The organism is uncultured Nostoc sp., from assembly GCF_937863485.1.
In the GTDB taxonomy this organism is placed as follows: Bacteria; Cyanobacteriota; Cyanobacteriia; order Cyanobacteriales; family Nostocaceae; genus Nostoc.
Genome location: NZ_CALMFY010000001.1, coordinates 26,228 through 51,471 on the forward strand (window position 1 = coordinate 26,228; position 25,244 = coordinate 51,471).

Annotated in this window: 21 protein-coding genes and 2 pseudogenes; 8 read left to right on the top strand and 15 right to left on the bottom strand. The window is 42.8% G+C overall.

All coding sequences use genetic code 11. The annotated features are described in order from the left end of the window. Positions 1–18: 18 nt before the first annotated feature. Positions 19–537 carry a GNAT family N-acetyltransferase gene (locus tag Q0541_RS00160; RefSeq protein WP_298904014.1) on the top strand — a complete coding sequence of 173 codons (519 nt, stop codon included), beginning with the start codon at positions 19–21 and terminating at the stop codon, positions 535–537. Between the two features lie 48 nt (positions 538–585). On the opposite strand, the gene Q0541_RS00165 is transcribed toward Q0541_RS00160, so the two are convergent. From Q0541_RS00165 to Q0541_RS00215, 11 genes and pseudogenes are all read right to left on the bottom strand, one after another. Next, entirely contained in the window at positions 586–1,881 is a 1,296-nt protein-coding gene (locus Q0541_RS00165) for a dihydroorotase (RefSeq protein WP_298904016.1), read from the bottom strand. A 575-nt stretch (positions 1,882–2,456) separates the two neighbouring features. After that, positions 2,457–3,812 (bottom strand): histidine phosphatase family protein, encoded by a 1,356-nt coding sequence (locus tag Q0541_RS00170; RefSeq protein ID WP_298904018.1) that lies wholly within the window; start codon positions 3,810–3,812, stop codon positions 2,457–2,459. A 568-nt stretch (positions 3,813–4,380) separates the two neighbouring features. After that, on the bottom strand, positions 4,381–4,779 hold the full coding sequence (locus Q0541_RS00175; protein ID WP_298904020.1) for a nuclear transport factor 2 family protein: 399 nt from the start codon (positions 4,777–4,779) through the stop codon (positions 4,381–4,383). A gap of 325 nt (positions 4,780–5,104) precedes the next feature. Next, a complete protein-coding gene (locus Q0541_RS00180) occupies positions 5,105–5,458 on the bottom strand; it encodes a hypothetical protein (protein WP_298904022.1) in 354 nt (117 codons plus the stop codon). A gap of 348 nt (positions 5,459–5,806) precedes the next feature. Further along, complete coding sequence (locus Q0541_RS00185) at positions 5,807–6,019, bottom strand: hypothetical protein (protein ID WP_366941788.1); 213 nt, start codon at positions 6,017–6,019, stop codon at positions 5,807–5,809. Positions 6,020–6,100: 81 nt separating this feature from the next. Further along, positions 6,101–7,021, bottom strand: a complete 921-nt coding sequence (locus tag Q0541_RS00190) for a bestrophin family protein (RefSeq protein WP_298904023.1) — start codon at positions 7,019–7,021, stop codon at positions 6,101–6,103. Between the two features lie 666 nt (positions 7,022–7,687). Further along, complete coding sequence (locus Q0541_RS00195) at positions 7,688–8,134, bottom strand: VOC family protein (RefSeq protein WP_298904025.1); 447 nt, start codon at positions 8,132–8,134, stop codon at positions 7,688–7,690. A 920-nt stretch (positions 8,135–9,054) separates the two neighbouring features. Then, positions 9,055–9,855 (bottom strand): SIMPL domain-containing protein, encoded by an 801-nt coding sequence (locus Q0541_RS00200; RefSeq protein WP_298904027.1) that lies wholly within the window; start codon positions 9,853–9,855, stop codon positions 9,055–9,057. A 275-nt stretch (positions 9,856–10,130) separates the two neighbouring features. Continuing rightward, positions 10,131–10,379 (bottom strand): hypothetical protein, encoded by a 249-nt coding sequence (locus Q0541_RS00205; protein ID WP_298904029.1) that lies wholly within the window; start codon positions 10,377–10,379, stop codon positions 10,131–10,133. Positions 10,380–10,439: 60 nt separating this feature from the next. Then, positions 10,440–10,817, bottom strand: a complete 378-nt coding sequence (locus tag Q0541_RS00210; protein WP_298904031.1) for a hypothetical protein — start codon at positions 10,815–10,817, stop codon at positions 10,440–10,442. Between the two features lie 534 nt (positions 10,818–11,351). Continuing rightward, positions 11,352–12,497 (bottom strand): annotated as a pseudogene (locus Q0541_RS00215) (FAD-dependent oxidoreductase). Between the two features lie 144 nt (positions 12,498–12,641). Between Q0541_RS00215 and Q0541_RS00220 the strand changes: the two are divergent. The 7 genes and pseudogenes from Q0541_RS00220 (at position 12,642) to Q0541_RS34270 (ending at position 20,068) form a co-directional block, all read left to right on the top strand. Next, complete coding sequence (locus tag Q0541_RS00220) at positions 12,642–13,484, top strand: YaaW family protein (protein WP_298904033.1); 843 nt, start codon at positions 12,642–12,644, stop codon at positions 13,482–13,484. Then, complete coding sequence (locus tag Q0541_RS00225; RefSeq protein ID WP_298904036.1) at positions 13,466–14,824, top strand: O-antigen ligase family protein; 1,359 nt, start codon at positions 13,466–13,468, stop codon at positions 14,822–14,824. Before Q0541_RS00220 ends, Q0541_RS00225 begins: the two co-directional genes overlap by 19 nt. 903 nt (positions 14,825–15,727) lie before the next feature. Further along, positions 15,728–16,249, top strand: coding sequence for a Ycf51 family protein (locus Q0541_RS00230; protein ID WP_298904038.1), 522 nt, complete (start codon positions 15,728–15,730; stop codon positions 16,247–16,249). A 665-nt stretch (positions 16,250–16,914) separates the two neighbouring features. Further along, positions 16,915–18,105, top strand: coding sequence for an iron-containing alcohol dehydrogenase family protein (locus Q0541_RS00235; protein ID WP_298904040.1), 1,191 nt, complete (start codon positions 16,915–16,917; stop codon positions 18,103–18,105). Beyond that, positions 18,102–19,313, top strand: a complete 1,212-nt coding sequence (locus Q0541_RS00240; protein WP_298904042.1) for an aspartate aminotransferase — start codon at positions 18,102–18,104, stop codon at positions 19,311–19,313. Before Q0541_RS00235 ends, Q0541_RS00240 begins: the two co-directional genes overlap by 4 nt. A 15-nt stretch (positions 19,314–19,328) precedes the next feature. After that, positions 19,329–19,490: pseudogene (locus tag Q0541_RS00245) on the top strand (ArsC family transcriptional regulator); the annotation flags it as partial. Positions 19,491–19,864: 374 nt separating this feature from the next. Next, positions 19,865–20,068: a hypothetical protein gene (locus tag Q0541_RS34270; RefSeq protein WP_366941789.1), complete on the top strand. Its 204-nt coding sequence runs from the start codon at positions 19,865–19,867 to the stop codon at positions 20,066–20,068. Positions 20,069–20,601: 533 nt separating this feature from the next. On the opposite strand, the gene Q0541_RS00255 is transcribed toward Q0541_RS34270, so the two are convergent. The 4 genes from Q0541_RS00255 to Q0541_RS00270 form a co-directional block, all read right to left on the bottom strand. After that, positions 20,602–22,953 carry an ATP-binding protein gene (locus Q0541_RS00255; RefSeq protein WP_366941791.1) on the bottom strand — a complete coding sequence of 784 codons (2,352 nt, stop codon included), beginning with the start codon at positions 22,951–22,953 and terminating at the stop codon, positions 20,602–20,604. A gap of 104 nt (positions 22,954–23,057) precedes the next feature. Next, positions 23,058–24,356, bottom strand: coding sequence for a PAS domain S-box protein (locus Q0541_RS00260; protein WP_298904044.1), 1,299 nt, complete (start codon positions 24,354–24,356; stop codon positions 23,058–23,060). 1 nt (position 24,357) lies between these two features. Then, the gene (locus tag Q0541_RS00265; protein ID WP_366941790.1) at positions 24,358–24,678 is read right to left on the bottom strand and encodes a helix-turn-helix domain-containing protein; all 321 of its coding nucleotides are present in this window, start codon (positions 24,676–24,678) and stop codon (positions 24,358–24,360) included. 312 nt (positions 24,679–24,990) lie between these two features. Next, entirely contained in the window at positions 24,991–25,182 is a 192-nt protein-coding gene (locus Q0541_RS00270; RefSeq protein ID WP_298904046.1) for a hypothetical protein, read from the bottom strand. Between the last annotated feature and the right edge of the window lie 62 nt (positions 25,183–25,244).

Here is a 25,244-nt window from a genome sequence, read left to right on the forward strand (position 1 = left end):
CCAGGGTTAGATCACAAGATGAAAATATACTCTCAACGACTCTGTTTAGAACCACTAAAACCGGATCATGCCGAACTGCTTTTTGATGGATTACAGAGTACGAGTATATACGACTTTATTGAAGATGTGCCGCCACAAAGTGTTGAATCGCTTCGCGATCGCTATATCGTGTTGGCACGTCGTCAATCACCAGATGGAACAGAGATTTGGTTGAATTGGGCTGTCTGGTCTTTTGTAGAGAAATGCTACGTTGGATATGTTCAAGCAACAATTACTGTAGATAACAGTGCAATCATTGGATATGTGTTTTTCCCTAATTCATGGGGAAAAGGTTATGCACGCGAAGCGGTGAAGTGGATGATTAATTATTTAGTTGAGACATACCAAAATCTTAATTTTTGCGCTGATGTTAATGTTCAAAATCACCGTTCTATTGCTTTATTGCATAATCTGGGATTTGTCCGCTCGACATTTTTTGAAAATATTCAGTCTAACCAAGATGAATTTAACCACGAAGTACAGTATCAAAAACGCTGATAGATAATTAAATTCAGATTAGATGAATTTCAAAGTATTTTACATTTTTTAACACCAAGTCTGCACAACATGACCCTTCAACTGTTGTCCTAACCAAGGTGTATTTTGTGAAAGTGTATAAAGACTTTTCCGTTCTACTTTCCAGGTTTGCTGGGGATCAAATAAAGTAAGTTCCGCTGCTTGATCAGGTACGATCGCACTGACTTTCTGCCCCAAACACTCCGCTGGACTGCTACTCAATGCCCGCCATAATTCTAAAGCTGTAAATTCCTCAGTTTCAACGAGATACTGCCATAACAAGGGTAATGCTAACTCGAAACCAATTGCCCCTGGAGGTGCTTCCGCAAAGGCTTGGACTTTTTCTTCGTAGCTGTAGGGTGTGTGGTCAATAGCGATCGCATCTATCACACCCGCACGCACCCCTGCACGCAATGCCATAACATCACTGGGATTACCTAAAGGCGGGTCTAAATGCAAGCTGGTGTTATAACTCTTAACTGCTTTTGTATCAAGTAAAAGGTGCATCCAGGTGGTGCTGGCGGTGATGGGTAAACCAGCAGCCTTGGCTGAGGCGATTAATTCCACGCTGCGAGATGTGGAGACACGCATGATATGGACTGGTGTACCGATGGCTGCAACTAATTCAAGCATTGCTGCGATCGCAGTGGTTTCAGCGCTGGCGGGTATTGGAGGTAAACCGAAACGCAGAGCATCTGGCCCTTCTCTGATTACACCATTTGCTGCTAATTGGCGATCGCTAGGCCAAAATGCTACTCGTTTACCCAACGGCTGGAGATATTCTAACACTCCCCGCAGCAGCGCCAAATTTTCTAAGGGCTTACCATCCGTAAAACCAACAACTCCAGCCGACGCTAAATCTGCGAATTCTGTCATTTGCTTCCCAGCAATATTTAGGGTGATAGCACCCCAGATATGAAGCAAGGGGAGACCAGAAGCAGAAGCAGCCAAATTAATTTTCTCCTTCTCCCTCATGTTTCCATGTCTTTTTTGCTGTAACTGTGCCACAAGCGCAGGGTTATCAATAACTGGGGATGTATCGGGTAAAATGCTAACTCTGGTAAAGCCACCAGCCGCAGCAGCTTGTAAAAGAGACAACAAGGTTTCCCGTTCTTCAAACCCTGGTTCACCAGAGTGGCTGTATAAATCCACCAACCCAGGCCCAAGAACTAATCCCTGACAATCTCTAATTTGAGTATCAGAATTGATTTCAGAAATGTGCGAAGCCACTGCTTGGATATAACCATCAGCAATCAACACATCAAAGAGTTCGTCGATTTCAGAAACTGGGTCGATTACCCGTACTTGTTGCAGCAGTTCAGTCATAAAAGTTTTTAGTTATGAGTTATATAGCGGTTTTCGTTTATATGCAATACACTCTGACCTCACTTCCATTCCTCTGCCCTTTTAGGCTACCGTGTACATACCCTGATCCACATTGGCTTTAATCTGGTAGGGTGCGTTATGGACATTAGTCCTAACGCACCGAATATCTGGGATGATGCCCTACCCTCAGCAATAACACACCCGACAAAACTAGGATTTTAAGACTTTCAATCTTACTCCCCTACGCTACAAGGGTTGGGACTGTTCTTATTAGGTCTGTATTGCAATACAGTTCAGTTAAGGCTTAACTCTTTATCAAAGTCAATTTTTTAACGTAGACGCAAGGCGGCTTGCCGCAGGCTACCGCCAAGGGCGCATTCGCGCAGCGTCTCGTAGAGAAGAACGCAAAGGAAGAGAAGAAAGAGAAGGAAGAAATGCTTAACTGAACTGTATTGGTCTGTATTGGACTTAACCCAGAAGCGCTATCAGTTATTTGTTCCTCAATAATTGCTTCTAACTTTATTCCTCACTCCTGTACAGACGCGATTAATCGCGTCTCTTCACTCAGCACTTTTTTACAATGCCCCAGCTGCTGTTTTATCTAGTACCCCTCCACCCAAGTGAGTAGTGATGTTCATCGCTTGCAGTACTGGTAAACCATCTATTCCACAAGGGTAGTCGATAACACTGACTGCGCCATTACCCTGGCGAAAATTCCAGAAATTTTCCAGCGATAAACCCAGAATGTGACAAAGCAAGGTTTTATTAGTAGCGTCATGAGCTACTACTAATACAGTTTTGAGTTGATTAGTTAATGCTGCTTGCACAATTGATTCCCAAGCTGCAACGCTGCGTTCCCACACCTGTTGCAAATTTTCCCCTTCAGGCATTTGCACTTGGGTCGGAACTAACCGCCAGCGTTGCAACTCTCCCGGAAACTCTTGCTCTATCTCTGCTTCTAATTTTCCTTCCCAGAGTCCGTGGCTGATTTCTCTTAAACCATTTTGCAATTCTAAGTTTATATTAGGATGGTGTTTTAAAATAATCTCTGCTGTTTCTTTAGGGCGCAGCATTGAGCTACTTACAGCAAAATCAATCGCTACCTCTTGGAGAAATTCGCCTGCTTTTTGCGACTGTTGTCTACCATTGTCGTTGAGGGGGACATCAATTTGTCCTTGAAACCTGGTTTGGCGATTCCAGTCGGTTTCGCCGTGACGCACCAATAATAACCGTATTCCTTGATGATCCGGTCGCAATGAGGGTAGAGATTCTCCGGTGTGTTGCGTCTGATTTAAGGATTCTAGCTGGACTGGTTCCCCCAATCCTCCAGCAAAATTTAGTACGGTGATGCCACAGTTAGATTGCTGTATTGAATGGTAGCGACTTGCAGGGATGGATAGCGCTGTGCTAATCAGGGCACGATTAATGCCGTTATGCCCCACTATGAGAATAGTTTCGCCTTGATGGTGGGACGACAAAATTTCTTGCCAAAACTGCCGTGCTTGTTCGTATAAAGCAAGAACAGGAAAATGTTCTCTTGTTCCTTGTGCATCATTCAGCAGCATCCGCAGTTCGTCGGGGCGTTGATGCCAAGTGCGGTAGTCTTCGGCAAACTTTTGCTTGACTTCGGCACTCAGCAGTGCTTCCCATAAAGGCAAGTCGATTTCCAGCAGTAAATCAGAAACTTGGAGTACAGCAGACTGTTCACGATGAGTAGCTAATTCACTATGAATAATATCTGCTGTGTGTTTTGCTCGTTGCAGGGGACTGCTGTAAATCGCATTAAATAAAATATTGCTGAGGGCTTTGCCAACTTTACTGGCATCGTTACGACCTTTTTCGGTTAATGTTGACGCATCAGTGCGCCCCTGAATACGCCGCTCGGTGTTATAACCGCTTTGACCGTGGCGCACAATGATGACACGAGTCATCTCAAAGCCCTCCTCTATCTAGACGATTAATTCTACTGCAAAATGATTGAAGAATTATCGACTCAGGAAGGCGGATTTCGTAAAATGCAACACTTTATACTTGTATAAAAGGTAGGATGAGCAACAAAAACCGCCGTTGTGTTAACGATGCTTCCTAACAAAACTGTTTTTATCTAAACATAAATATTCGCTCTAACTCTAGTACAGCAAGGCGTCAATCCAGCTAGCATCCATCAGTGATAGATTAAGGTCATGAATAATTTGTCAATAAGTAATAGTGCTTAAAATGAAACCAAAAATCAGGTTTGAAAACACAATTTTCGCTCCTGCGATCGCCTAATGTTTAAACCGAGCATTCGTGTGGTAACTCTAGCTTCTCATGTCACTCTGCCTCAATTCTTGCAAAGCTTTGTCTAATCTCGATTTCACCCACTTCTGTCAGGCAGTCAGGGTGTAGTGAAGGACATGCAGCAGGATCTAACGGCTGGAAGTTCAGCGACGGCGAGAGGAAAAGCAACCTCTCTGCGTCAGACACTACCCCGCCGTTCGTTGTAACGCCTTGTTAGGCTCAGTGGCCCGAGAATGGAGGTGGACAGATTTCCATGGTTTGAATCAAGCCATGCTCAATGGTATAACGATGACCAACGTGCTCATCGGAAAGAACTGTTCCAGCTAGGTCGCGCACGACCTGATGCACATCGACTAAGATACGCCCGGAATCCTCCCGATCAAAGGAAATCGGCTCAACGTGCGGATTGATGCCAGACCATTGCCTCGTCCAGTAAGCGCGGACTGCTTGATGTCCATGAACATAACCGCCTTCAAACGCTTTCGGCCAAGCCACGTCAGGAGTCGTTGTGGCGAGGGCGGCGTCAATATCTCGCGCGTTGAAGGCAGCGTACGCCGCGCGTATCAGTTCAATTTCTGGTGCAGATTTATCTGGCATAAGAGGTGTGGTGAAAGACATGCAGCAGGGCTTTGCTTAAAAATTCTTATGCAGAACGCTTCCGCATAATATCCCGCAGCGGGTGGATTAAGCCGAATAATTCTGTATAACACCATAACACCTTACATCACCTCGACATTTCGACACGGCTTTTAGGGCATGGTTAGGGCAGTGGCAGTGTCGGGACAGTCGTTGGGTCTGTGGCGAGTCTTTCGCCATAATGTACTAGCTTTGTTCCATTCTGAAGGTGCGCCCCGCACATGGGCTGCTGACTAGAAGCTGAAGAAGGCGTCTACACTCGTAGGGTATCTCCACTAAAAATTACAGCGTCAACCTTGATGCCTGATTATTTTCTGTCGATATCTAACTGTACTTCCAATCCATCATTGTCACTCCCAGACTGAGCAGGTGTTAAGAAAACAGAAGTATCTGGTAATGATAATGATTCGTTAAACTGGATTTTGACTGGAGTTTTATTACCTCTTCTATTATTGTTGGAGATGCTTGCTGGATTAGTTTGCTCAAAAAACCTTCCAAAGTCATCTTGGGCTGTTCTATTATCAATTCCAATTAGAGAATCACCAGTTAATCTGTATTGTTCTAAATTTGAGCTTGATGTTGGTGACTGGGCGTACACCTGGCTTCCTAAGCTTGCAAAGGCTGCGGTAATTCCCAACAAAGCAATAATTTTGGTGTTCATTTGTTCTATCTAAATTATCTTTGATATTGCTTGTCTTTATTCTCTGGGTAAATTATTTTAATTAACTCTATCGTTAGGTTCTATTACAATAATTATATTGCGTATATACTTAGATCGTCAATGATTCCTGCTCTGTGTTGCGTAAAGTAAACAGAAAAAATATTAGCCAAGCTATAACCTGGGCATCCCTTTAGGCAGTGCGATTATCTAGTTTAGTTTCCAAACGATCGCGGTTGAGTTCGTTGAGATATGCCAGGATTAAATCAGGGATATTTAAGAGTCGCAGTCGGGCGATCGCTCTCAGCAAGAAAAGCGATCAAAGATAGTAAAGTCATCGAAAGATAAAAGTTAAAATTTGTTTAAGCGATATCTACTGTAGATAAAGCGGTAAAATTGCGACACGGAATAGCCCGTCGTAGACATCGCTAACAAGATTTGGACAAACTGACCTAACCGACGTTTCCAGATAGTACGGGAAGTAGACTGACGTTGCAGGATCACTAAATTTTCTCGAATTGTCGCTGTAGTGGGATGATTAACCCCTAAAATGCGATCGCACATTGCCAAGGCTTGGGTGTAGAGGGGTTCGGCTTCGTTGTACCGCCCAAAGCTATAACCAAGCCTTAGAAATTTTTCCCAATCTCAACTTTTCTCATAGGTCAAATTACTTGGATGCGATCGCGCATTTGGAGTCAAAGTAATTAAATCGTCAATATTGCGTTTCATTGTGTCGCAAATCGTATCTAGAGGTAAGTCGTTAGGGTCATAACCAAAAGGGTTTTCTATCTCCAAGCCGATGGCTTCAATGCCAAATACTGTAAAACCAACCAAAGCAGCAATTAAACCTGTCCACCAACCCAAACTATCCACTATTTGAAAGGGTAATAGGAAACAATACAATAATAATAATTGCTTAAGATGAATGGCATAAGCTAATGGCATAGGTGTTTTTAAAATCCGTTCACAAGCACCTAAATTATCAACCAGATTATTCAATAATTCTTGCATAGATGTTAACTGGTAGCTATTAAGGCAATTGCGATGATACTGCTCCTGTAAATAATCTCCTATCCAAAAGGCAACCTCTATGGGGGGATTATTCATAATCTTCAGTTTTATATACTTAGTAGATGGCATTAAATCTTCTAACTCGCTATTGACTGCTTCTCCCCGCAAATGTAATTTGGTTGTCACAGCAAAAGCTACCAATAAATTTAATGCTGTAATTTTATTGTCTTTATCTTCTGGTGATATTTCATCAATTGATACCCAAATCTGCCGTGCCAGATTTCGGATGTTATTTACTAGAGATCCCCAGCATTTTCTCCCTTCCCAAAATCGCTCATAAGCAGTATTTGTGCGAAATACAAGTAACAAACCTAAAACAATACTAGGAATAACACTTCCCAAAATAGGTTGGGATACAGGCATCTCAAAATGGTCAAGTAGAGAAATCAAAAATCCGAAAGCTCCGCACCATAAAATATGTTTGTAAATTGCTTTCATCACCGAACCTTTAAGTTGTAATTTGGTGCGTAGCCATGTGAATTTTTCGGCTGTCATGCAGTCACCCTGAATATTTAGTGAACCGATAGATTAAACATCGATACTTTAAAAATAATAACTATAGAAATAGCACAATTGGCAAAGAGGATACTGTAATAAGTAGTGTTAAAAAGATCACAGGATATGCTGGCGGCAATGACTGTATCCTACCTTCTGTGACAATCCACTGAGGTCGGAAGGGGGAGCAGGGGAGGCAGTGCGTTGCGCGGGTTAAGAGCGTTGTAGCAACTGCCGTGAGGCAGGGGAAGGATTATTATATAAAAGTCAAAAGCGATGCCTACGGTGGTCACTGACTTGTACTGAGCATCTCGGCAACTCTTGGAGACGCTACGCGTAGCTTGCTTCCCCGTAGGGGTACGCTCAATGGAGCCGCAGCCGAAGTAGTCGAAGTAGCTTTGCCGTACTCCTACGGGAATCTTGCTAGCAAGAGCGTCTCCAAGAGTTGTGCTGGCTAGGCCTACGCAGCAATTGTAAATAAATGTAAAGATATCTCGGTGGCTGCATAAATCCCGTGCCTCATCCCGATAAATCAATAGAACAAAAAGTACATGGCTATCGATGATGGTTATACAACATTAGTCTCTATCATGTATGCCAGTAAATTAAAAAGTTCTAACCTGTACAAATCCTGCCCTGTAAATTGAATGTTTAGACATAACTTATTTAGTTATGTCTTTTTTTGTAGTTAGTCTCAAAACGTTGAATTTCAATCAAATAACCACTGGGATCACGGAAAAAACAGTGGTAAATGTTGTACTTTTCATTTAGTGTAGGTGGCTTTTCAAATTTGACGCCACGTTCTTTGAGATATTCAAACCACTCATCCACCTGCTGTGTTACCAAGGTAAAAATGACACTCGATTGCTTGTCGGCTGGAGGATCTGATGTTTTGGTTGCTTGACACAATCCCAAATATCCAGAGCCACTAACAGTATAAATTCGACAGGTTCCTTGATCAAGCCACAATTCCAAGCCCAGCTTTTGTTGGTAGAATTCTGTGGATGCATCGAGATCATGGGTATAAAAGAAAGTAACCTGCTGTTCAATTGGCGGATGATCAGACATAAAATACATTTGAGTATATACCCCAACGACATCTGGCGATCGCATAGGTAAAAATTAATTGATGTTAGAAACCTGTTACTGCTCCAGAATGCCTTAAGGGCGTCTGGAGTTTCTTTTTGGAAAAAGCGATGTCTACCACGGGCTGCGCCTACAAAATTTTCTAAATCATCCGGATATGCCAGAACACGGCTGAATAGGGATACATACTGAATTACTTATATCTAATATAGGGCATCACTGTTGATGTACCCCTCCTAGCAAACAACTCTCGCAAAGCAGCCTCAGATAAACTGGGGCTGTTTTGCGTTACTTCCAACGCAAAAGGTGTGTAAACGAGAAGCACAGCAGTTGATCCTCAGACATCCCTAGCTTTATTTGAGTGTATACCCTGATGACGGAGGATGCTATCAGGGTGAAAATTTGATATAGGTAAATGCGTATCTTTCCTGGCTCCAGATTTGTCACAAATATTTCTGGAGTTTTTTCATTATTGGAGTTTAAAAATTACCCATCTAATCTAGACTTCAGTGAATATTTTACTTTTCTATAGATTGATAGAATAAAAAAACAGAATAAGTAAAGCAAAGTATGACTTACCCGAAATCATATCCGGTGAAATTGGTGAGCTTATTGTAACTAATGGAAGAAAATTTTCTTTAGATGTTTTATTATATACAGGGCTTCGACAATACTCACAGCACCCTTTAGCACGTTCAGCAACAGCCTTTTTCTGTTGCATTGTGACTTGGTTTTCAGGCATACATTTGCGTCTGAATTCCTAAATTTTCCATCAAAGCAATAAGTGAAATCCCGTGCAGACGCGCTAAATCTGCTAAATATTCAATGCGTTGTGTTTGCAATTTTTCTATCTGTTCAGTTAAGCGATCGCACTTTTAATCTTGACTAAAGCAAAGTGCGATGTCTGACGATAAGGCGCTGCGCGTCTACGCACTGAATATAAATGTTTATTTTGTTATATATGTCACAAAAATATCCTTTTTCATCTCTACTTCCGCCGCTGCGTCTGGATTATAAGCTGGTGATAATAAAAAACCCGCAAATGACGGTAAAGTAACTCCTGTTTTGGAATTACATGAGGGATAAAATAATGTGTAAAATGGCTCGGCTACAGAAGGAGTCCCAAGTTTAACACCCATAGTAGTTGCTAAAGCCTGAGCACGACTTTGAGCATCTTTCATAGCTGATTGGTACACTGAACTCTGCAAAGCTTGACAGTCATTGACTGCGTACTCAACGCCCACACTCTTGACGGAAAGATTTTCAATTTCGCTCGTGGACTTGTTCGCTGTAGCAACAATTTCCTGGACGCGCTCGCGTGTTGGTTTTTCCAGTTTCACCAATATTTTGGCGTTATTTTCACTGGAATTAGTGTTAAGTTGCACTTGAATTTTATCAGCACTAATCCCTTTGGCAACTAGGCTATTAACTACAGGCTGGAGAGTTGCTTTAGTTAGTGATTTTTTGCTTGGTAAAGATTCTGCTACTGTTTTGTAATTTAAGAGTAGAATCGGTGAGGATATGCGGCGGACTGACCCTAAAGATGACGGTTGCGTTTCTAAGTTATTATTGCTACCTCCGCTACTGAATAAAAATTCAATATCTGCTGTATCTGCTGGCACTCTCACTACCCCTTGACCGATTACCATTAATGAATGGCGATCGCTTGCTGGTGGGTAAAATAATTGGGCATTAGTGACTTTGGGTGTTAACGCTCCCACCCCGACAGTCACGGAAATACTTAGCATTAGAGCAGTTATTTTTCTCATGTCCTGGGAATGTCCTTTGAACTTAGTAATTGTCAAAGTTTACACCTCAAGAGCAATATACTGAATCCTTTATCCAAATAATTCAGGACTTACGCACTCAAAACCTGAAACCTCGTTCGCATAGCGTGCGCGAAGCGCAATCTCCCCTAACCCCACTAAAAAAAGGGGATCTCTTATGAATACGGTTCACTTAAGAAAATTGTAGGTTGGGTAGAACGAAGTGAAACCCAACAAAGTCACGGAAGTGTTGGGTTTCATTCCTCAAACGCCACTTGCTTCTCCCAAAGGGAGAGGCTAGCGCCTGCCGTAGGATGCCCAAAGGGCTGTAGGGAGAAGGGCGCAGTGGCTCCCCAACCTACGCAGAAGTTGAGTTTTAGGCTTAACTGAACTGTATTGGATCTCTGATCTGACTTTTCACGGTATCTGGAAAATCTCACTTCTTCTAAGAGAGAGACTTTGAATTTTCCCCCTTCCCGATGCAGAAAGGGGGTTAGGTTTTTCATGGGCCTTTCTATACAACGTGAAAAGTCAGATCAGCAGAGAGCCAAATCTTGTTAGAACTATTAACCAAACCAGTGAGAAGGTTCACAAGCTGGTTCAACTGTTTCACAAAGATGATTGCTAATCCAATCTGACTTTTCTTGAATAATTAAACAAATGCCTTGGTGAATCAAATTTTGTAAATGTAGTTGCTGTTCAAAGGGCTTACGAGGCAACTTGTAAAAAGCCAAGCTTCCTTGTTCAGCCTCTGCTAGCGGAATCTGTCCGTTAGACATCACGCTATAAAAGGAGGGAATGCGGTTGAGGACGAAAGCAATTAGCTCTTGGCGTAAGTCAGGAATCGCAAAGGCTTGTTGATATGGATGGGATGGATATGTATCCAAAACGCTTTCAATCTCTCCTACTACTGATTGCTGTGTTAAATTGACTACCGTTTTCATAATTTTTAAACTCCTTTTTTAATCTAGTCAATGGTTGGTGGAGAAAACAACTTTTTTAGATGCCAACGTCGTGATGACAATCAGTTAGAAGTAATTCAACTGATAGATACAATAGACTCTGAAACTAACTTTTTATATAGGTAGAATATCAGACATTTGGGTTTGCTTATTTTAGTTAAGGTTTATACTGGTTCACAGCATGACTTCTTAAAACAGCGTCCAATAAGCTGGTAAGTTACCGACATTTTATATTTATAATCCTAATTATTTAAAAATTCTGCCTTTTTGGCAGAAATCTACATAAAACGCAGCATCAAGGTTAGGGGATCAAGATTAACAGCAACAAAAAAACCTTGAATTAGGAACAACTTTTTAATAAAGTTAAGCTTTTTTGGTAATTTACATCACTTTTTCAGGTCTGCTGCAAAATTTGCTGTTTCATCTTAAAAACTTATTTGTTGCACATTCGTTTAGTAAGTCATAAAAATCACAACTCACTATAGTGCAAAATCAGTCTAGCGACAGATGAAAGAATCAGGTAAAAACATGTAGAAAGTTCACATTATCTAAAGGTAAATGATGCAATTGACGATTAATTTCATCAGCCGCAGCTAATCCAGAAAGCATCGCACCTTCTACAAGATTGCCGCCACACCAATCACCACAACAAATTAAAGGTAGGGGAGTTCCGGCAGACAAAAATGTTTCGTGCCAAGGACGGCTAGGAAAGGCATAACGCCAACGATGTACTTGCATCCATTCAGGAGTATTCAGCCAAGGAAGGGACAGAGATTCAGCTGCTCGTTGCAACATATACTGTCCGGCAGGTTGTAAATCCTGTGATTCTAGATGACGTTGAGCAAAATCAGCGCTACTTTGCACCACAAAATGTGGCTGTTGAGGGTTAGGACGCTTGCTACTGTCCAAACCAATCCATGCTAAATCGGCATCATCCACAAAAGTTAGAGCTTTCCACTCAGGGAGGGCTTGGGATGTGGGAGAATATCCAGCGATGTCTGACGACAAGCCGCTTTGCGTCTACGCACTAATCGAAGGATAAAATTCTACAGAACGCAGATTGTCAAGAAAGACTGCATCCAATACACTTTCACCCAAAGGTGACAACAGCATCACAGCTTGGGGTGCAGGAATGGCGACGACTATAGCTTTTGCAGATAATTCTTCGTTGCTAGATTCAAGAGTCAGACGCCAGCTATTTTCAGGAGTTGGGGTAATAGCAATGACACGCTGATTCAGTAATATTTCTAAACCTGGAGCGAGAGATTTAGCGATGTCTGACGACAAGCCGCTCCGCGTCTACGCACTCATTCCCTCAGGTGCAACATAACGCGGACTGCGGTTTTTGGGTTCAGATAAAAAAGCATCTGCTGTGAGTTCGTAAACTTCCTCTGTCCAAACTTCAAGGATATGGCGCGTAGACGCAAAGCGGCTTGTCGTCAGACATCGCAATATTTCCACAAAACGTCCCAACAATTCACCCTTTGGCTTCAGGTAACAAGCCCCATGATCCGCCCAAGTTCCATGCAAGCGACGTGTAGCCAATCTTCCTCCCAAACCACGGGACTTTTCCACAACTAGCACCGAATATCCAGCTTGACTTAACTGCTGGGCGCAGACTAAACCAGCTATTCCGGCACCAATTACTGCAATATCAGTCATGAGTCAATAGTCCTTGGTCATTAGTTATTAGTCATTGGTCATTAGTTATTGGTTATTATCAAAGGACAAAATTACTACTAATGACTGCTGAAAGCTAATAGTAGAATAAGGTACAGAAAGCTGCACGGAACGGAGGAAGGGAAATTGGATGAAATGAGGGCGGCGCTAGAGTTAGCGACCGAAGAAGAATTGCAAGATTTAACGGCAATTCTATTTAGTCGTAAGTTCAATCCCCTAGACTATGTACACACACCCGAACCCATCAAAGTACAAAGCCAAGACCGTAAAGCTTGGTTAGACGCACTAGAGGGTCGCTTTCGTTTTTTAGCGGCAGATGGGATGACAGTATTACGGGGACGCACAGGCCAGGTAACTTACCGACAAGCCTTAGTTCAAGTATGTAAGTATCTAAAAATTTCCTATTCTAATCAGCTGGCAACTATTGATTTAGAAGCAGAAGTATTTTTGCATCTGCTAGGACAGGTGTGGAAAAAATTACCTGAACAGGAAAAGCAAAAATTGACTGTACGGGTGCAGCATCAGCTGTTCAAATCAGAACTAAAACAACCGCTACCACTTTTATTGCAACATGACCCCTTGGGGTTACTTTTCAAAGGCGGTAGTGCGATCACGGTTACTTCCATGCTCCAGCCACTTGTACTTAAGCAAATTGCCCGGCAATTTGCCATCCACTTTGCTACCTATGAAGTAGCCAAACAAGCGGTAATTACAGGTTCAGAAGCAGCTACAACCCAATTCCAAAGCTATGTAACTATGCAAATGGCTCGACGGGGTATGACTGTGAGTGCAGCTCGTTATGGGGCAACCCGCAGTATATTTGCTGTGATTGGGCCAATGATGTGGGCTTGGTTTTTTGCGGATTTAGGGTGGAGAGTGATCGCCACTAACTATGGTCGGATCATCCCTACCATCTTTGCCTTAGCTCAAATTCGCCTCACTCGTGAGGAATGTTGGGAGCCAGCTTGAACAAAGCTTTTTACTATTTCAAGTCTCGTTGGCAATCTTGCTGGAACTACTCTCTATGGGCACTGTTAATCTTCCCATTGAGTCCTTTATTGGGGGCTGTGACTATAGTTGTTGTATCATTAATAACTTTACTGAAACAATACCAGAAAATTAGTCGCCGCCCCCTCAACTGGGGATTTGCCCTTTTGAGTGTGTTGCTGGTCATAAGTGCTGGGTTTGCCGATGACAAGACCGCAGCTTTCCTCGGCTTATTTAATTTATTACCATTCTTTTTAGTTTTCGCTGCCCATAGCACTCTGATTCAAACATTTGCCCAATTGCGGCAAATGGCTTGGATTTTGGTGATCGGTTCCATGCCAGTAATAATTATCGGTTTGGGACAGTTATTTTTAGGCTGGAGTTTGAAGTTCGAGATTTTGTGGATTGTCTTAGCTTGGACGATCAGACCAGGAGGAAATCCACCAGGTCGCATAGCCTCACTCTTCTTGCACGCCAACACCTTCGCTGCTTATCTAGCGATAGTTTTCATCTTGGGCTTAGGGTTGTGGCTTGAACAATGGCGATTGGGGATTAGGTATCGAGGATTCGGTATTGGAAAGAATTCAGTCTTCAGTTCCCAGTCCCCAGTCCCCTTTCTCTTTTTAACCGTGGCGATAATTACAAATTTCATTGCTTTGATTTTTACCAGTTCGCGCAATGGGTGGACGATCGCTATTTTCGCCTGTTTAGCTTATGCACTTTACCAAGGTTGGCGCATTCTTGTAGGTAGCGTTGCTGCGATCATCTCTAGTGTGCTTTTGGCAGCTTTTGCTCCCTCACCAGTCGCTCAATTTTTTCGTCAGTACGTTCCTGCTTTCTTTTGGGCAAGGTTAAATGACGATATGTATCCAGATAGACCAATCGCTTTAATGCGAAAAACTCAGTGGGAGTTTGCCTGGTCTTTAGCTCAGGAACATCCTTGGACTGGCTGGGGGTTACGCAGTTTTAGTAGACTCTACAAAGCCCAGATGCAGATTCCCTTGGGTCATCCCCATAACTTTTTTTTGATGTTATCTGCTGAAACTGGTTTTCCCAGTACTTTTTTATTTTGTAGCTTACTGGCTTGGATTTTGATTACAGGCGTTCAATTATTGCGAAAGTTAAAATATATAAATACAGAAGACAGACTGATATTTTTCAGTCATTTTCTAGCTTTTGTTGCGTGGGTTCTATTTAATACAGTAGATGTAACCCTCTTCGATATTCGTTTGAATGCGCTCTCATGGTTAATTTTGGCTGCCATTTGTGGAGTAGTACATCGTTATAACCAAGAAGATAGGTTTGCATCTCATCCAAATTAGTCAGTTAGGAAATAGTGATCAGTAACTTAAAATTGCCATTAATTTCCGTGTATGCACTGGGGACGTTTAGAGTTTTAAATTAATAAGATTGCTATATTCACGTCTGTGACTGTGAGAGTGACTAATTAGGTATTAGTCGCTGTTGCTGATTGTTGGGAAGGTGTAGGGACAATCCTTTGCGGTTTTCCTGCATGACGGGCATCTCTTGTAGATGCCCTTTTGAATATTTATTATTTTATTACTTAAAAAATATTTAATTTGACGGAATCTCTGAAAAATTTTTATCTTTCATCAAGGAAAATAAAACATGATTACTGAAATTAAACTAGTACAACACGGCGGAAATAGAGCAACGATTTTAAAACCCTAAAAAACCCATTCCGTAATCCTTTTGACTTTTGAATGCATGACTTGCGCCTTGCGGTACTAGGTCTTTGTAACCCGCCAGAACCTATTTATTTGCATGTAAAAAACGGAGAATTAAATGGGGAATTCTACCTGTGGTATAACTACGATATCAATAGTGTTCAAACTAAGTTGCAGACATCTAAAAATTCCCATATCGTCTCTGGTGAACCAATACTGTTTTGAAAGATTGGCAAGGCTGGGGAAGTGAGGCAGACGGAGAACAACAAATGACCAATAACCACTCAGACAAATAAGTAAGTGGGCAAGAATAAATCAAACAATATTACGCAATCTAAAATTAATTAAATTGGGTGATAGTAAGCGGCTCCAGCCCTATTATAAGGGCTAAAGCCGCTTACTATAAACCTTTAATTATTCACGCCTACTTACTTAACTTTCTCTAACTGAACCGGATTGCAATAACCTTTTTGGTGTAAGCTCTCGGTAAAATGGGTGTGTCGGTAACGAAAAAAAGACGCCTCTATAACCAATCTTATGCTTACAACAGCTGACTTTCTTCAGTACACCCAATGGTCCGGTATAGCCACCTTGGTATTTGCTGCCTTAGCAGTTTTGGCTTTTATTCTCAAATGGGGCATCCGCTTTCGGCTGGTGGGTACGACTGGCTTTATGCTGGTGCTGACAGCTGGTTTATTTGCACTCTCAATAGTCCCCTTGAGTCGGACTGTGATTCCCGGAGCAGTCCGGTACACTTTAGTTTATGACAATGGGTCAACACAAGCGGTGATTGCCACATCACCCCAAATTACACCCACACAATTAGAAGCAACTTTACGTCAAGCAGCTAGTAATCTCTTCTCTTATGGTCGCTCAGGTACACGCGAAGACGACAAGTTGACAGTTCGCGCCCGTACCATTATCCACCCGGAACAAGGGGCTTCTGTACCAGTTTACTTGGGTGAGGTGAAGCGATCGCTCGTTTCGCATCAAAATTCCCCAGTCACAGTCGAAATTTACACAGACAAATTCGCCCAATTGCCAAAACCTACTGCTTAAGAGGAGCACGGGGGCAGGGGAGAATTGGACAATTTTTTCTTCAGCCCTCATTTTCTTTTCCTCTCATCCTCCCAGAGGACAAAATAATTTACCTATTATCAGAATAACAAAATTTATTTTGTATTTACTGATACATTAATAGTTATTTTTAGATTAAGATATTCACACTTTAGTGCTTCCACTGTTAGAAAAGGTCAATCAGCGTGCAGGTAATAGGTACTGAAAATTGTGATTTTTTAGTTGTTATCCTCATTACCACTGTTGCGATTTTCACAGTCTTTGCGGCAAATGAATCGGCTGTGAGGGCGTACAGATAGATGTATGCCTCTTTGCACCTATCCATAGCTGGAATGACCATCGACACATGATTCAGTTCTCAATAACTTTTCCTGAGAATCTGAGAGTGGTAATGTTAATTAATTATACGGTTATTCAAAACTTTGATAGTTCGGAATTTCAGGCTAATGGACATCACAAATTCAAGCAACGTCGTTAAATTGCTTAACCAATTGGCGATGGGGTTTGTATTTTTCATTACATCGGTTAAAACTGAGTTGAGTCAGATGCTTTGTTTGTAGCCATTCTGAAAGCAGCGTGGCAACAAGCATTCCTGACTGCAAGTCTATTAGATTAAGAAATATCAAGGTTTTGGCAAACTAGATTATATGTCTAATCAACTTTCTACTCAAGGTTCTTTGTCTACTCAAACCTCTAGTTCATTATTTACGCTCACAGTTGCCCCAGCAAAAGTAATCCGTGGTTCTGAGGTGTTGCAAGCAGCAGCAGTAGAGATCGCCTGTTTGGGAAGTCGTCCCTTAATTGTGGCAGGTGAATCTACTCTCGCCATCAGCCGAAAAAATTTGCAACCAGTTTTAGAAACGCAACAGTTACATACAGCTCAAGCTTCCTATGGTGCAGATTGCTGCGAAGCTAGCCTAAAATCTTTACAGAAGACGGCAAAAGAACATAAAGCTGATGTAATTATCGGTGTCGGTGGCGGCAAAGCCCTAGATACAGCTAAATTAGCCGCGCAGCAGTTACAGCTGCCAGTGGTGACAATTCCGACATCAGCGGCTACCTGTGCAGCTTGGAGTGCCTTGTCGAATGTTTATTCAAAAGACGGGGCATTTCTCTACGATGTGGGGCTGTCTCGTTGTCCCGATTTACTGATACTTGATTATGACTTGATTAATACTGCACCACAACGGACTTTAGTAGCTGGAATTGGTGATGCGATCGCTAAGTGGTATGAAGCCTCAGTTAGCAGTGGGCATTTGCAAGACACTTTAATTATTGCTGCGGTGCAACAAGCACGAGTTTTGCGAGATATCCTGTTGCAAAAGTCAGCCACCGCCTTGAAAGAACCAGGTAGTGAGGTTTGGCGAGAAGTTGTAGACGCCACTGTTTTACTCGCCGGGGTAGTTGGGGGACTTGGAGGGGCGCAGTGTCGCACAGTTGCAGCCCATGCCGTGCATAATGGTTTAACTCATATTTCAGGACATGGCAGTATTCATGGCGAAAAAGTTGCTTTTGGGATTTTGGTGCAACTGCGTTTAGAAGAAATGCTACAAAGCAATCAACTAGCTGCATCGGCACGACAACAGTTGTTAAAGTTCTACACAGAAATTGGACTACCCCAAAAATTAAGTGATTTGGGATTGGGCAATATTACATTAGGCGAGTTGCAAACAGCCGCTGAAATTGCTCTGGTTCCTAATTCTGACATCCATCGACTACCATTTAAAGTCGCGCCAGAACAGTTGATGGCGGCAATGGTTTCCACCACTGCACCCATAGATAGTAGAGACATGAATCGAGTTTCGCCCAAGGGAATGAGTGACGAGGTTGAAGAATGAGTTTAAATTGGATTGTCCCAGCAGAACGTATACAAAAACTGCCACCTTATGTATTTGCCCGTTTAGATGAACTGAAAGCTAAAGCACGCGAACAAGGGCTGGATTTAATTGATTTGGGTATGGGAAACCCGGATGGTGCGACGCCAGCACCAGTTGTAGAAGCAGCGATCGCTGCTTTAAAAGATCCCGCCAATCATGGTTATCCTCCTTTTGAGGGGACTGCTAGTTTCCGCCGGGCAATCACCAATTGGTATCATCGTCGCTATGGTGTGGTTCTCGATCCCGATAGCGAAGCCTTACCACTGCTGGGTTCTAAAGAAGGATTAACCCATCTAGCGATCGCCTACATTAACCCTGGTGATGTTGTTCTGGTTCCTTCCCCAGCTTATCCCGCCCATTTCCGCGGCCCAGCGATCGCAGGTGGGAAAATCCACAGCTTGATTCTTAAACCAGAGAATGACTGGTTAATCGATTTAGCTGCAATTCCTGACGAGATTGCTAAACAAGCCAAAATTCTCTATTTCAACTATCCCAGTAATCCTACTGCTGCCACCGCCCCCCGCGAATTTTTTGAAGAAATCGTCGCCTTCGCCCGCAAATATGAAATTTTGCTGGTGCATGATTTGTGTTATGCCGAGTTAGCTTTTGATGGTTATCAACCCACTAGCTTGCTAGAAATTCCTGGTGCGAAAGAAATTGGTGTGGAATTTCACACCTTATCCAAAACCTACAATATGGCTGGTTGGCGCGTTGGGTTTGTCGTGGGTAACCGCCATGTAATTCAAGGTTTACGGACGCTGAAAACTAACTTAGATTACGGCATTTTTGCCGCATTACAAACAGCAGCTGAAACCGCCTTGCAACTGCCAGATGTGTATTTGCACGAGGTACAACAACGCTACCGTACCCGCCGCGATTTCCTGATTCAAGGATTAGGAGAGTTGGGTTGGGATATCCCCAAAACTAAGGCGACAATGTATCTTTGGATGAAGTGTCCCGTTGGCGTTGGTTCCACAGATTTTGCCCTGAACGTGTTGCAGCAAACTGGTGTTGTTCTTACCCCAGGTAATGCCTTTGGGGTTGCAGGTGAAGGTTATGTAAGGATAAGTTTAATTGCCGACTGCGATCGCTTGGGTGAAGCTTTACATCGCTTTAAGCAAGCTGGTATCCGCTATCAACCTGAAGCCGTAGTCTCTGCTTCACAATAGAAATGGCGTCCCCTTATCAATAATTCGCGTCGATCGCAAATGGCAGAGGGATTTACGCGAATATTAGGAGAAGGTAAAGTTGCTGTTGCTAGTTCAGGTTTGGTAGCAAATGAGGTAGATCCCGTCACTGTTGAAGTGATGGCAGAGATTGGTATTGAAATTAGCAATCAGACTTCTAATATCAAGTTCGGATAATTAGTTATGATTCCCACAGTCATTGCACCCCACCCCACCAAAGCTACGCTTTGGTGGGGTTCTTGAAGTTTTTTTATTTGACCCAACAATGAAGTCAGGATTTATACTGACTTTTCACAGTATTTGGAAAACCTCACTTCTATTTCTCTTTCCTTTTAGGAGAGAGACTTTGAACTTTCCCCCTTCCCGTGTCGGGAAGGGGGTTAGGTTTTTCGTGGGCTTTTTCAGATGGCGTGAAAAGTCAGAGTATAAATCAAGTTGAGAATTATCCGGATTGATGGACAAAAGCAGTGTAATTACTAAATGTAAAATGTAATAACAATTACAATGATAGTTTATTTAGTATAAATAATTTTATGTTGTCTGATTTAGATTTGGTTCGAGAGTTTGTATACAACTCTATCCAGAAAAAAGATATTTTATTGGCAAATCGTTCTTTAACAGCACAAACAGTTTATAATATTAACCATCTAGCAACAAAGGCTGAAGGCATAATTGCCACTGCCCAACTAAATACCACAGCAAGTGAATTCTTAATTCGGTCTAATTCATCCCATTAGGAATTACTAAATCAGGCTTTATCAGAATGCAATTATCTCCTTAAAGGAAGCATAGATAGTTGTGGTTTCTATCACTATCAACACTACCAAATCCCTAAAGACTATAGGTTGCAATGTACTAAATCTGTCATTTTATGGCGAGCTTGGTGGAAATATCGCAAGAATATTTTACGACTAGGAATTCTATCGGATCTTTTAATACAGACAAGAGATTCCTGGTATCCAATCAGAGATTTAACCATTAGTGATGGACTTCTATATATCAAAACTTTAGGAAATGAGATAGAAATTCATGCAGATGACCTAGTGATTTGGTTAAGCAAAATTGAAGTAAATTCTCAAAATTAGTCATTAGTCATTAGTCAAAAACTTCACCCCTCCCTACCCCTCAGAAGTCAATACGCTTGGGTTAAGGAAATTTATCGTTTAGGCCTTAATGACAAAAGCCCGGCATGAATTACATAAGCAATTACAAACTGCTTAAACAACAAGTATTTCGGCTTTTCAAGCGTGCCATTCGTCTTTGAGTTAAATTATGTCTTTTTTCGAGCTTCCAAGGATTGTAAGTTAGTTTGCAGATTGCTACAACTACAAATCAGGTTTGCGATCGCTCGAATTAATTTAGCAGGCTCTACTGGTTTGGTGATATGCTGCTCAAATCCGGCAGCAATTGCTTGTTGATAATCAACCTCAGCTGCGTAAGCTGTGAGAGCGATCGCTGGAATTGTCCCTCCCATATCTGGTGACATGGCTCTGATTTGACGTATCAGCATATAGCCGTCTACTTCCGGCATTCCAATGTCGCTTAACAGCAGGTTTGGCTGGAACTGAGGCATGACTTGTAGTGCTTCTACAGCTGATGCTGCTTGAGTTACTACCGCGCCAGACTGCTCCAGAATGAAAGCAATTAACTCTCGCGTATCACGTTCATCATCCACAAGCAGAACTTTTACCCCATTTAGATCAGGCGAATCATCAGGTTGTTGCTCACTCTCGTGGCTATTTAGATAAATCTTGATCAGCGGTAGCAGGACTGTAAAGGTTGCTCCCTGTTCTTCGCCCAAACTTTCTGCTTGAACTGTGCCCCCATGTAGCTCTACAATGTGACGAACAATAGCTAATCCTAATCCCAGTCCGCCAAATTTCCTGGTAGTTGCACCATCAGCTTGTCGAAAGTAGTCAAATACATAGGGTAAAAAATCTGGGCTAATTCCCTTACCTGTATCACTAACTCGAAGTTGAGCCTGAGAACCAAGTGACTGTAAACTGATTTCTACCTGTCCACCTTGGGGTGTAAACTTAATCGCATTAAAAAGTAGATTCCAGATAACTTGCTGCAAGCGACTTGAATCACCAGTTACTTGACCGATGTTTGGTTCAAGGATAGTGTTAATCTGAATCAATTTGGCTTCAGCCGCTAGACGTACAGTTTCTATTGCTGCTGCGATCGCACTTTCCAGATTCACAGGAGCAATATTCAGGCTGAGTTTACCTTGCAAAATTCGAGAGACATCCAGCAAATCTTCAATTAATTGCGTCTGAAGCTTGGCATTGCGCTCAATGGTTTCCAGGGCGCGAGTGGTGGTTACTTGATCATACTTTTTAGTTTGCAGTAACTTCGACCATCCCAGGATCGGGTTTAGCGGCGTGCGAAGTTCGTGGGAAAGAACCGCCAAAAATTCATCTTTGATCCGGTTAGCTTGAACTAACTGCTCTTTTTGCTGCTGTAACGAAGTCATCAATTGAGCGCGTTCCAGAGCAACCGCCACCTGATCAGAGGTTGCTTGCAGCAGGGCAATTTCCCCAGAAGTGAAGTGGGTACGGGTGCGGCTGGCAAAGGAGAGGACACCAAGCAGCTTTCCCTGAGCAATTAACGGTTGACCGGCATAGGCTGTGATTCCAAAAGGATGAAGGATTTGGGCATTTGGATGGCTAGAGTGCAGCACATCATTGACGACAATTTGATGGCGTTCTTGCGCCACTAGTCCGCACATCCCTTGATTAAATTCCAGGTATTCAATTGTTTGAAATACTTCATCAGTAATGCCGTTGCAAGCTACTAACCGAAATTTCTGCTTATTTTCATGTGTATCGATTAGATAGTGGAAGTAAAAATGCAAATCCATCTGCGCCGAGAGTTTGCTGAACAAGCTGTTCATTAGATCCAAGGGGCGCTCGGTTGAAAGCAAATCGCTGGTTGTTTCAGAAAGCAGTTTGAGTCGTTCACTGCGCTCTTGCAGAGCAAGTTCAGCAAGCTGGCGTTCCCGAAGGGCGCGTTCGCGTTCGGTGATGTCAACTGCAACCCCTCCTACCAGGCGTTGCCCAGATGCATTGGCAATCGGAAACTTATATACTAAAAATTCGCCGAGGGTGCCATCTGTGCGTGGCGCAGACTCAATCATTTCAACAACCTGATTCGTCTCGGCAACCATTCTAATGTTATCAAGCAGGGGTTGAGCGATTTCGGCTGGGTATAGGTCAAAAATATTTTTATTAATCGCCTTATTTGTTGCTAAATCAAATGTCTTTAGATAAGTTGGACTGAGGTAAAGTACACGTCCGTCCGCATTCGTAATCCATGCGGCGGCTGGAATATTGTCCATAAAAGCTTGAAATTGCTCTTGACTCTGACTCAGCGCTTTTTTAGCTTGTTTGAGATCACTAATATCAAGAATGAACGCAACTGATTTGTGCCGAGATTCTCCTAAAAGGGAGTAACCAACTACAACTGGGACACTCGAACCATCCTTGCGAATGCACTCCTTCTCATAGGGAGTACAGGTTCCCTTCGCTGTTGCTTCGGCAATAGCCAGTTCATCTAAATATTGGTACTCAGGGGGCGTGATATCAGTCCAGCATAGGGGAGCAACGCGAAAAAGTGAGATCGGGGTTTAGTTCTCAATTATACCTCTATATTCTCAACAAAACTTGGTTTTTTAGTTGCGATCGCATCCCGAAACAAGCTATATACGTCCCAGGTTGCAGCACCTCACAAAATCGCGTTGCTCCCCCAGCATAGTCTGCCAGCCTGGATATCTTCCTGGGTATAGCCCACAATTCGCAAGAACTCGTCATTAGCTTCAGTGATGCTACCATTCACATCACCAAAGAGAATGCCAACTATATTCGCTTTAACAAAACTCCTGAGGCGTTCATCACTTGCTTGGACTGCCTTTTCTGCTAGCTTGCGATCGCTGATGTCACGGAAGAAAATGTTAAGACCATCCTCACAAGGGTAGACGTGAATCTCCAGCCACAGGTCATACTTGGACGGGTAGTAGTAGTGATGCTGGAAGTGGACGGGAATCTGTTCTGCCATCGCCCGTCGGTATTGGCGTTCTACATTAGTGCCTACTGATGCAGGCCACTCCTCCCAGTGCGACTTACCGATAACCTCTGTGCGGAGTTTGCCGTTAATTCGCTCTGCTTCGGCATTTTGGTAGATGATTCGCCAGTCCCGGTCTAAAGTAATAAATGCATCACTCATGTTTTCCAGAGTGCGTGTATTCCGCTCGTTGGCTTGCTGTAATGCCGCTTCTGCTTGTTTGCGTTCGCTCAAATCAACAACGAAGCCAATGACTGTTTCTTGAGTATCTCCCACAAGCACAGAACCGAGCAAAACGGGAATGCGATCGCCATCTTTGCAGATGTATTCCTTTTCAAAGGGTTTACATACTCCGGTCGTTCTAAGTTCTTCCACTGAATACTCACTCAATTGAAGATACTCAGGTGGGGTGATCTGGCGCCATTTCATTTGGTTAGCGGACAAATCTTCTCGCGTATAGCCTACCATCTTCAGAAAAGCATCATTGGCTTCGATGATCGAGCCATTTTTTATCTCAGTTAGGATGACTCCAATGATGTTGGATTCTGCTAGTCGGCTAAACCGCATTTCGCTATTTTGCAACAATTTCAGGCTTGTCTCTGCCGAAAGTCTAGCAGTTCGTAACTCTGAAGAAAGGGCAGTAATTAAGAAGGATACTAGTGAGAATGTGGTTAATCGTACCAAGACGTTCAGGCTGAGGAAATCGAACGAGTAGACTGGCTCAATCAAAAAATAAACAACAGTTGTAATAGATAGAGCGATCGCCACTACTCCAAGTCCCATGCCACCATACCAAGCACTGATTGCCACAGCAGCATAAAATAATGTAAATACGCTCGGATCGAAGACTGGCACCAACAGTCGCGTCAGCAGCAGCGCCGCTATGACTGCCAGAATCATCACACTATAGTTTAGCAACCAAGAGCGCATCATCAAAATCTTTTCCGGTACTTTCACCATCATCTTAAGAGTCCTCTCGCTGCTCTGCTATTAGGAGATACTCGTTCAGTAGTCTTTTGCCTGATTCGCCCATCTTCTGTAACATTTCTTCAATTAGTTTTAGTCCCATCTGTGAAGGCACTGTAGATCCGTTCTCCCAGCGATTGACTGTTCGTAGGGAAACTCCCAACTTAGCTGCAAACTTTTCCTGAGAGAGATTGAGTTGCTGCCGAAGTTCACGGATGAAATCTGAAATTTTTAATAGCTTTCCTAGTTCCATAATAAGAAGATTAAGACAGTTGTCTCGCCATTTGTCTCGAACTTGAGGAAGAATTTGAACAGTCATTAGTCGTTATCAATTTCATCTTTTGACGAAATACTGATATCAATTCTCAGTCTTCATTGGTTACTGTTAACTGGAGAAAGTATCTATATAAACATTAAATTTTGTCAGGTGTGTAATGTTCAAATAGGATTATTTTAAGTACTTTGATGAGTTTCAAGGATTACGCAGTGCCAAAAATCTATGGGTAGTGGATTACATTGTTACGGCTCGTACCCTACTTAATACTTTATATATAGTAATCCTATTTTAGTTGTAAAAATTATTGTAGACGCGCAGCGGTGAAGCAGCGCGGTCTTCTCCCAAAGGGAGAGGCTAGCGCCAAGGGGGTTTCCCCCATGAGCGACTGCTGTTAGCGCAGCGGTAGCGACGTAGGAGCGTCACCCGGAGGGCTTGCCGCAGGCTACCGCCAACTCTTGGAGACACTACCTGTAGCAAGATCCCCGTAGGGGTACGCGCAGCGTCTCCAAGAGCGCCAAAAAAGAAGGAAAGAAGTTTACGAATCATTTAGGAATGCTATAGCAATCCTAAATGAGTTGTGAAAAATCACAGTTGTTGATAAAGTGAAT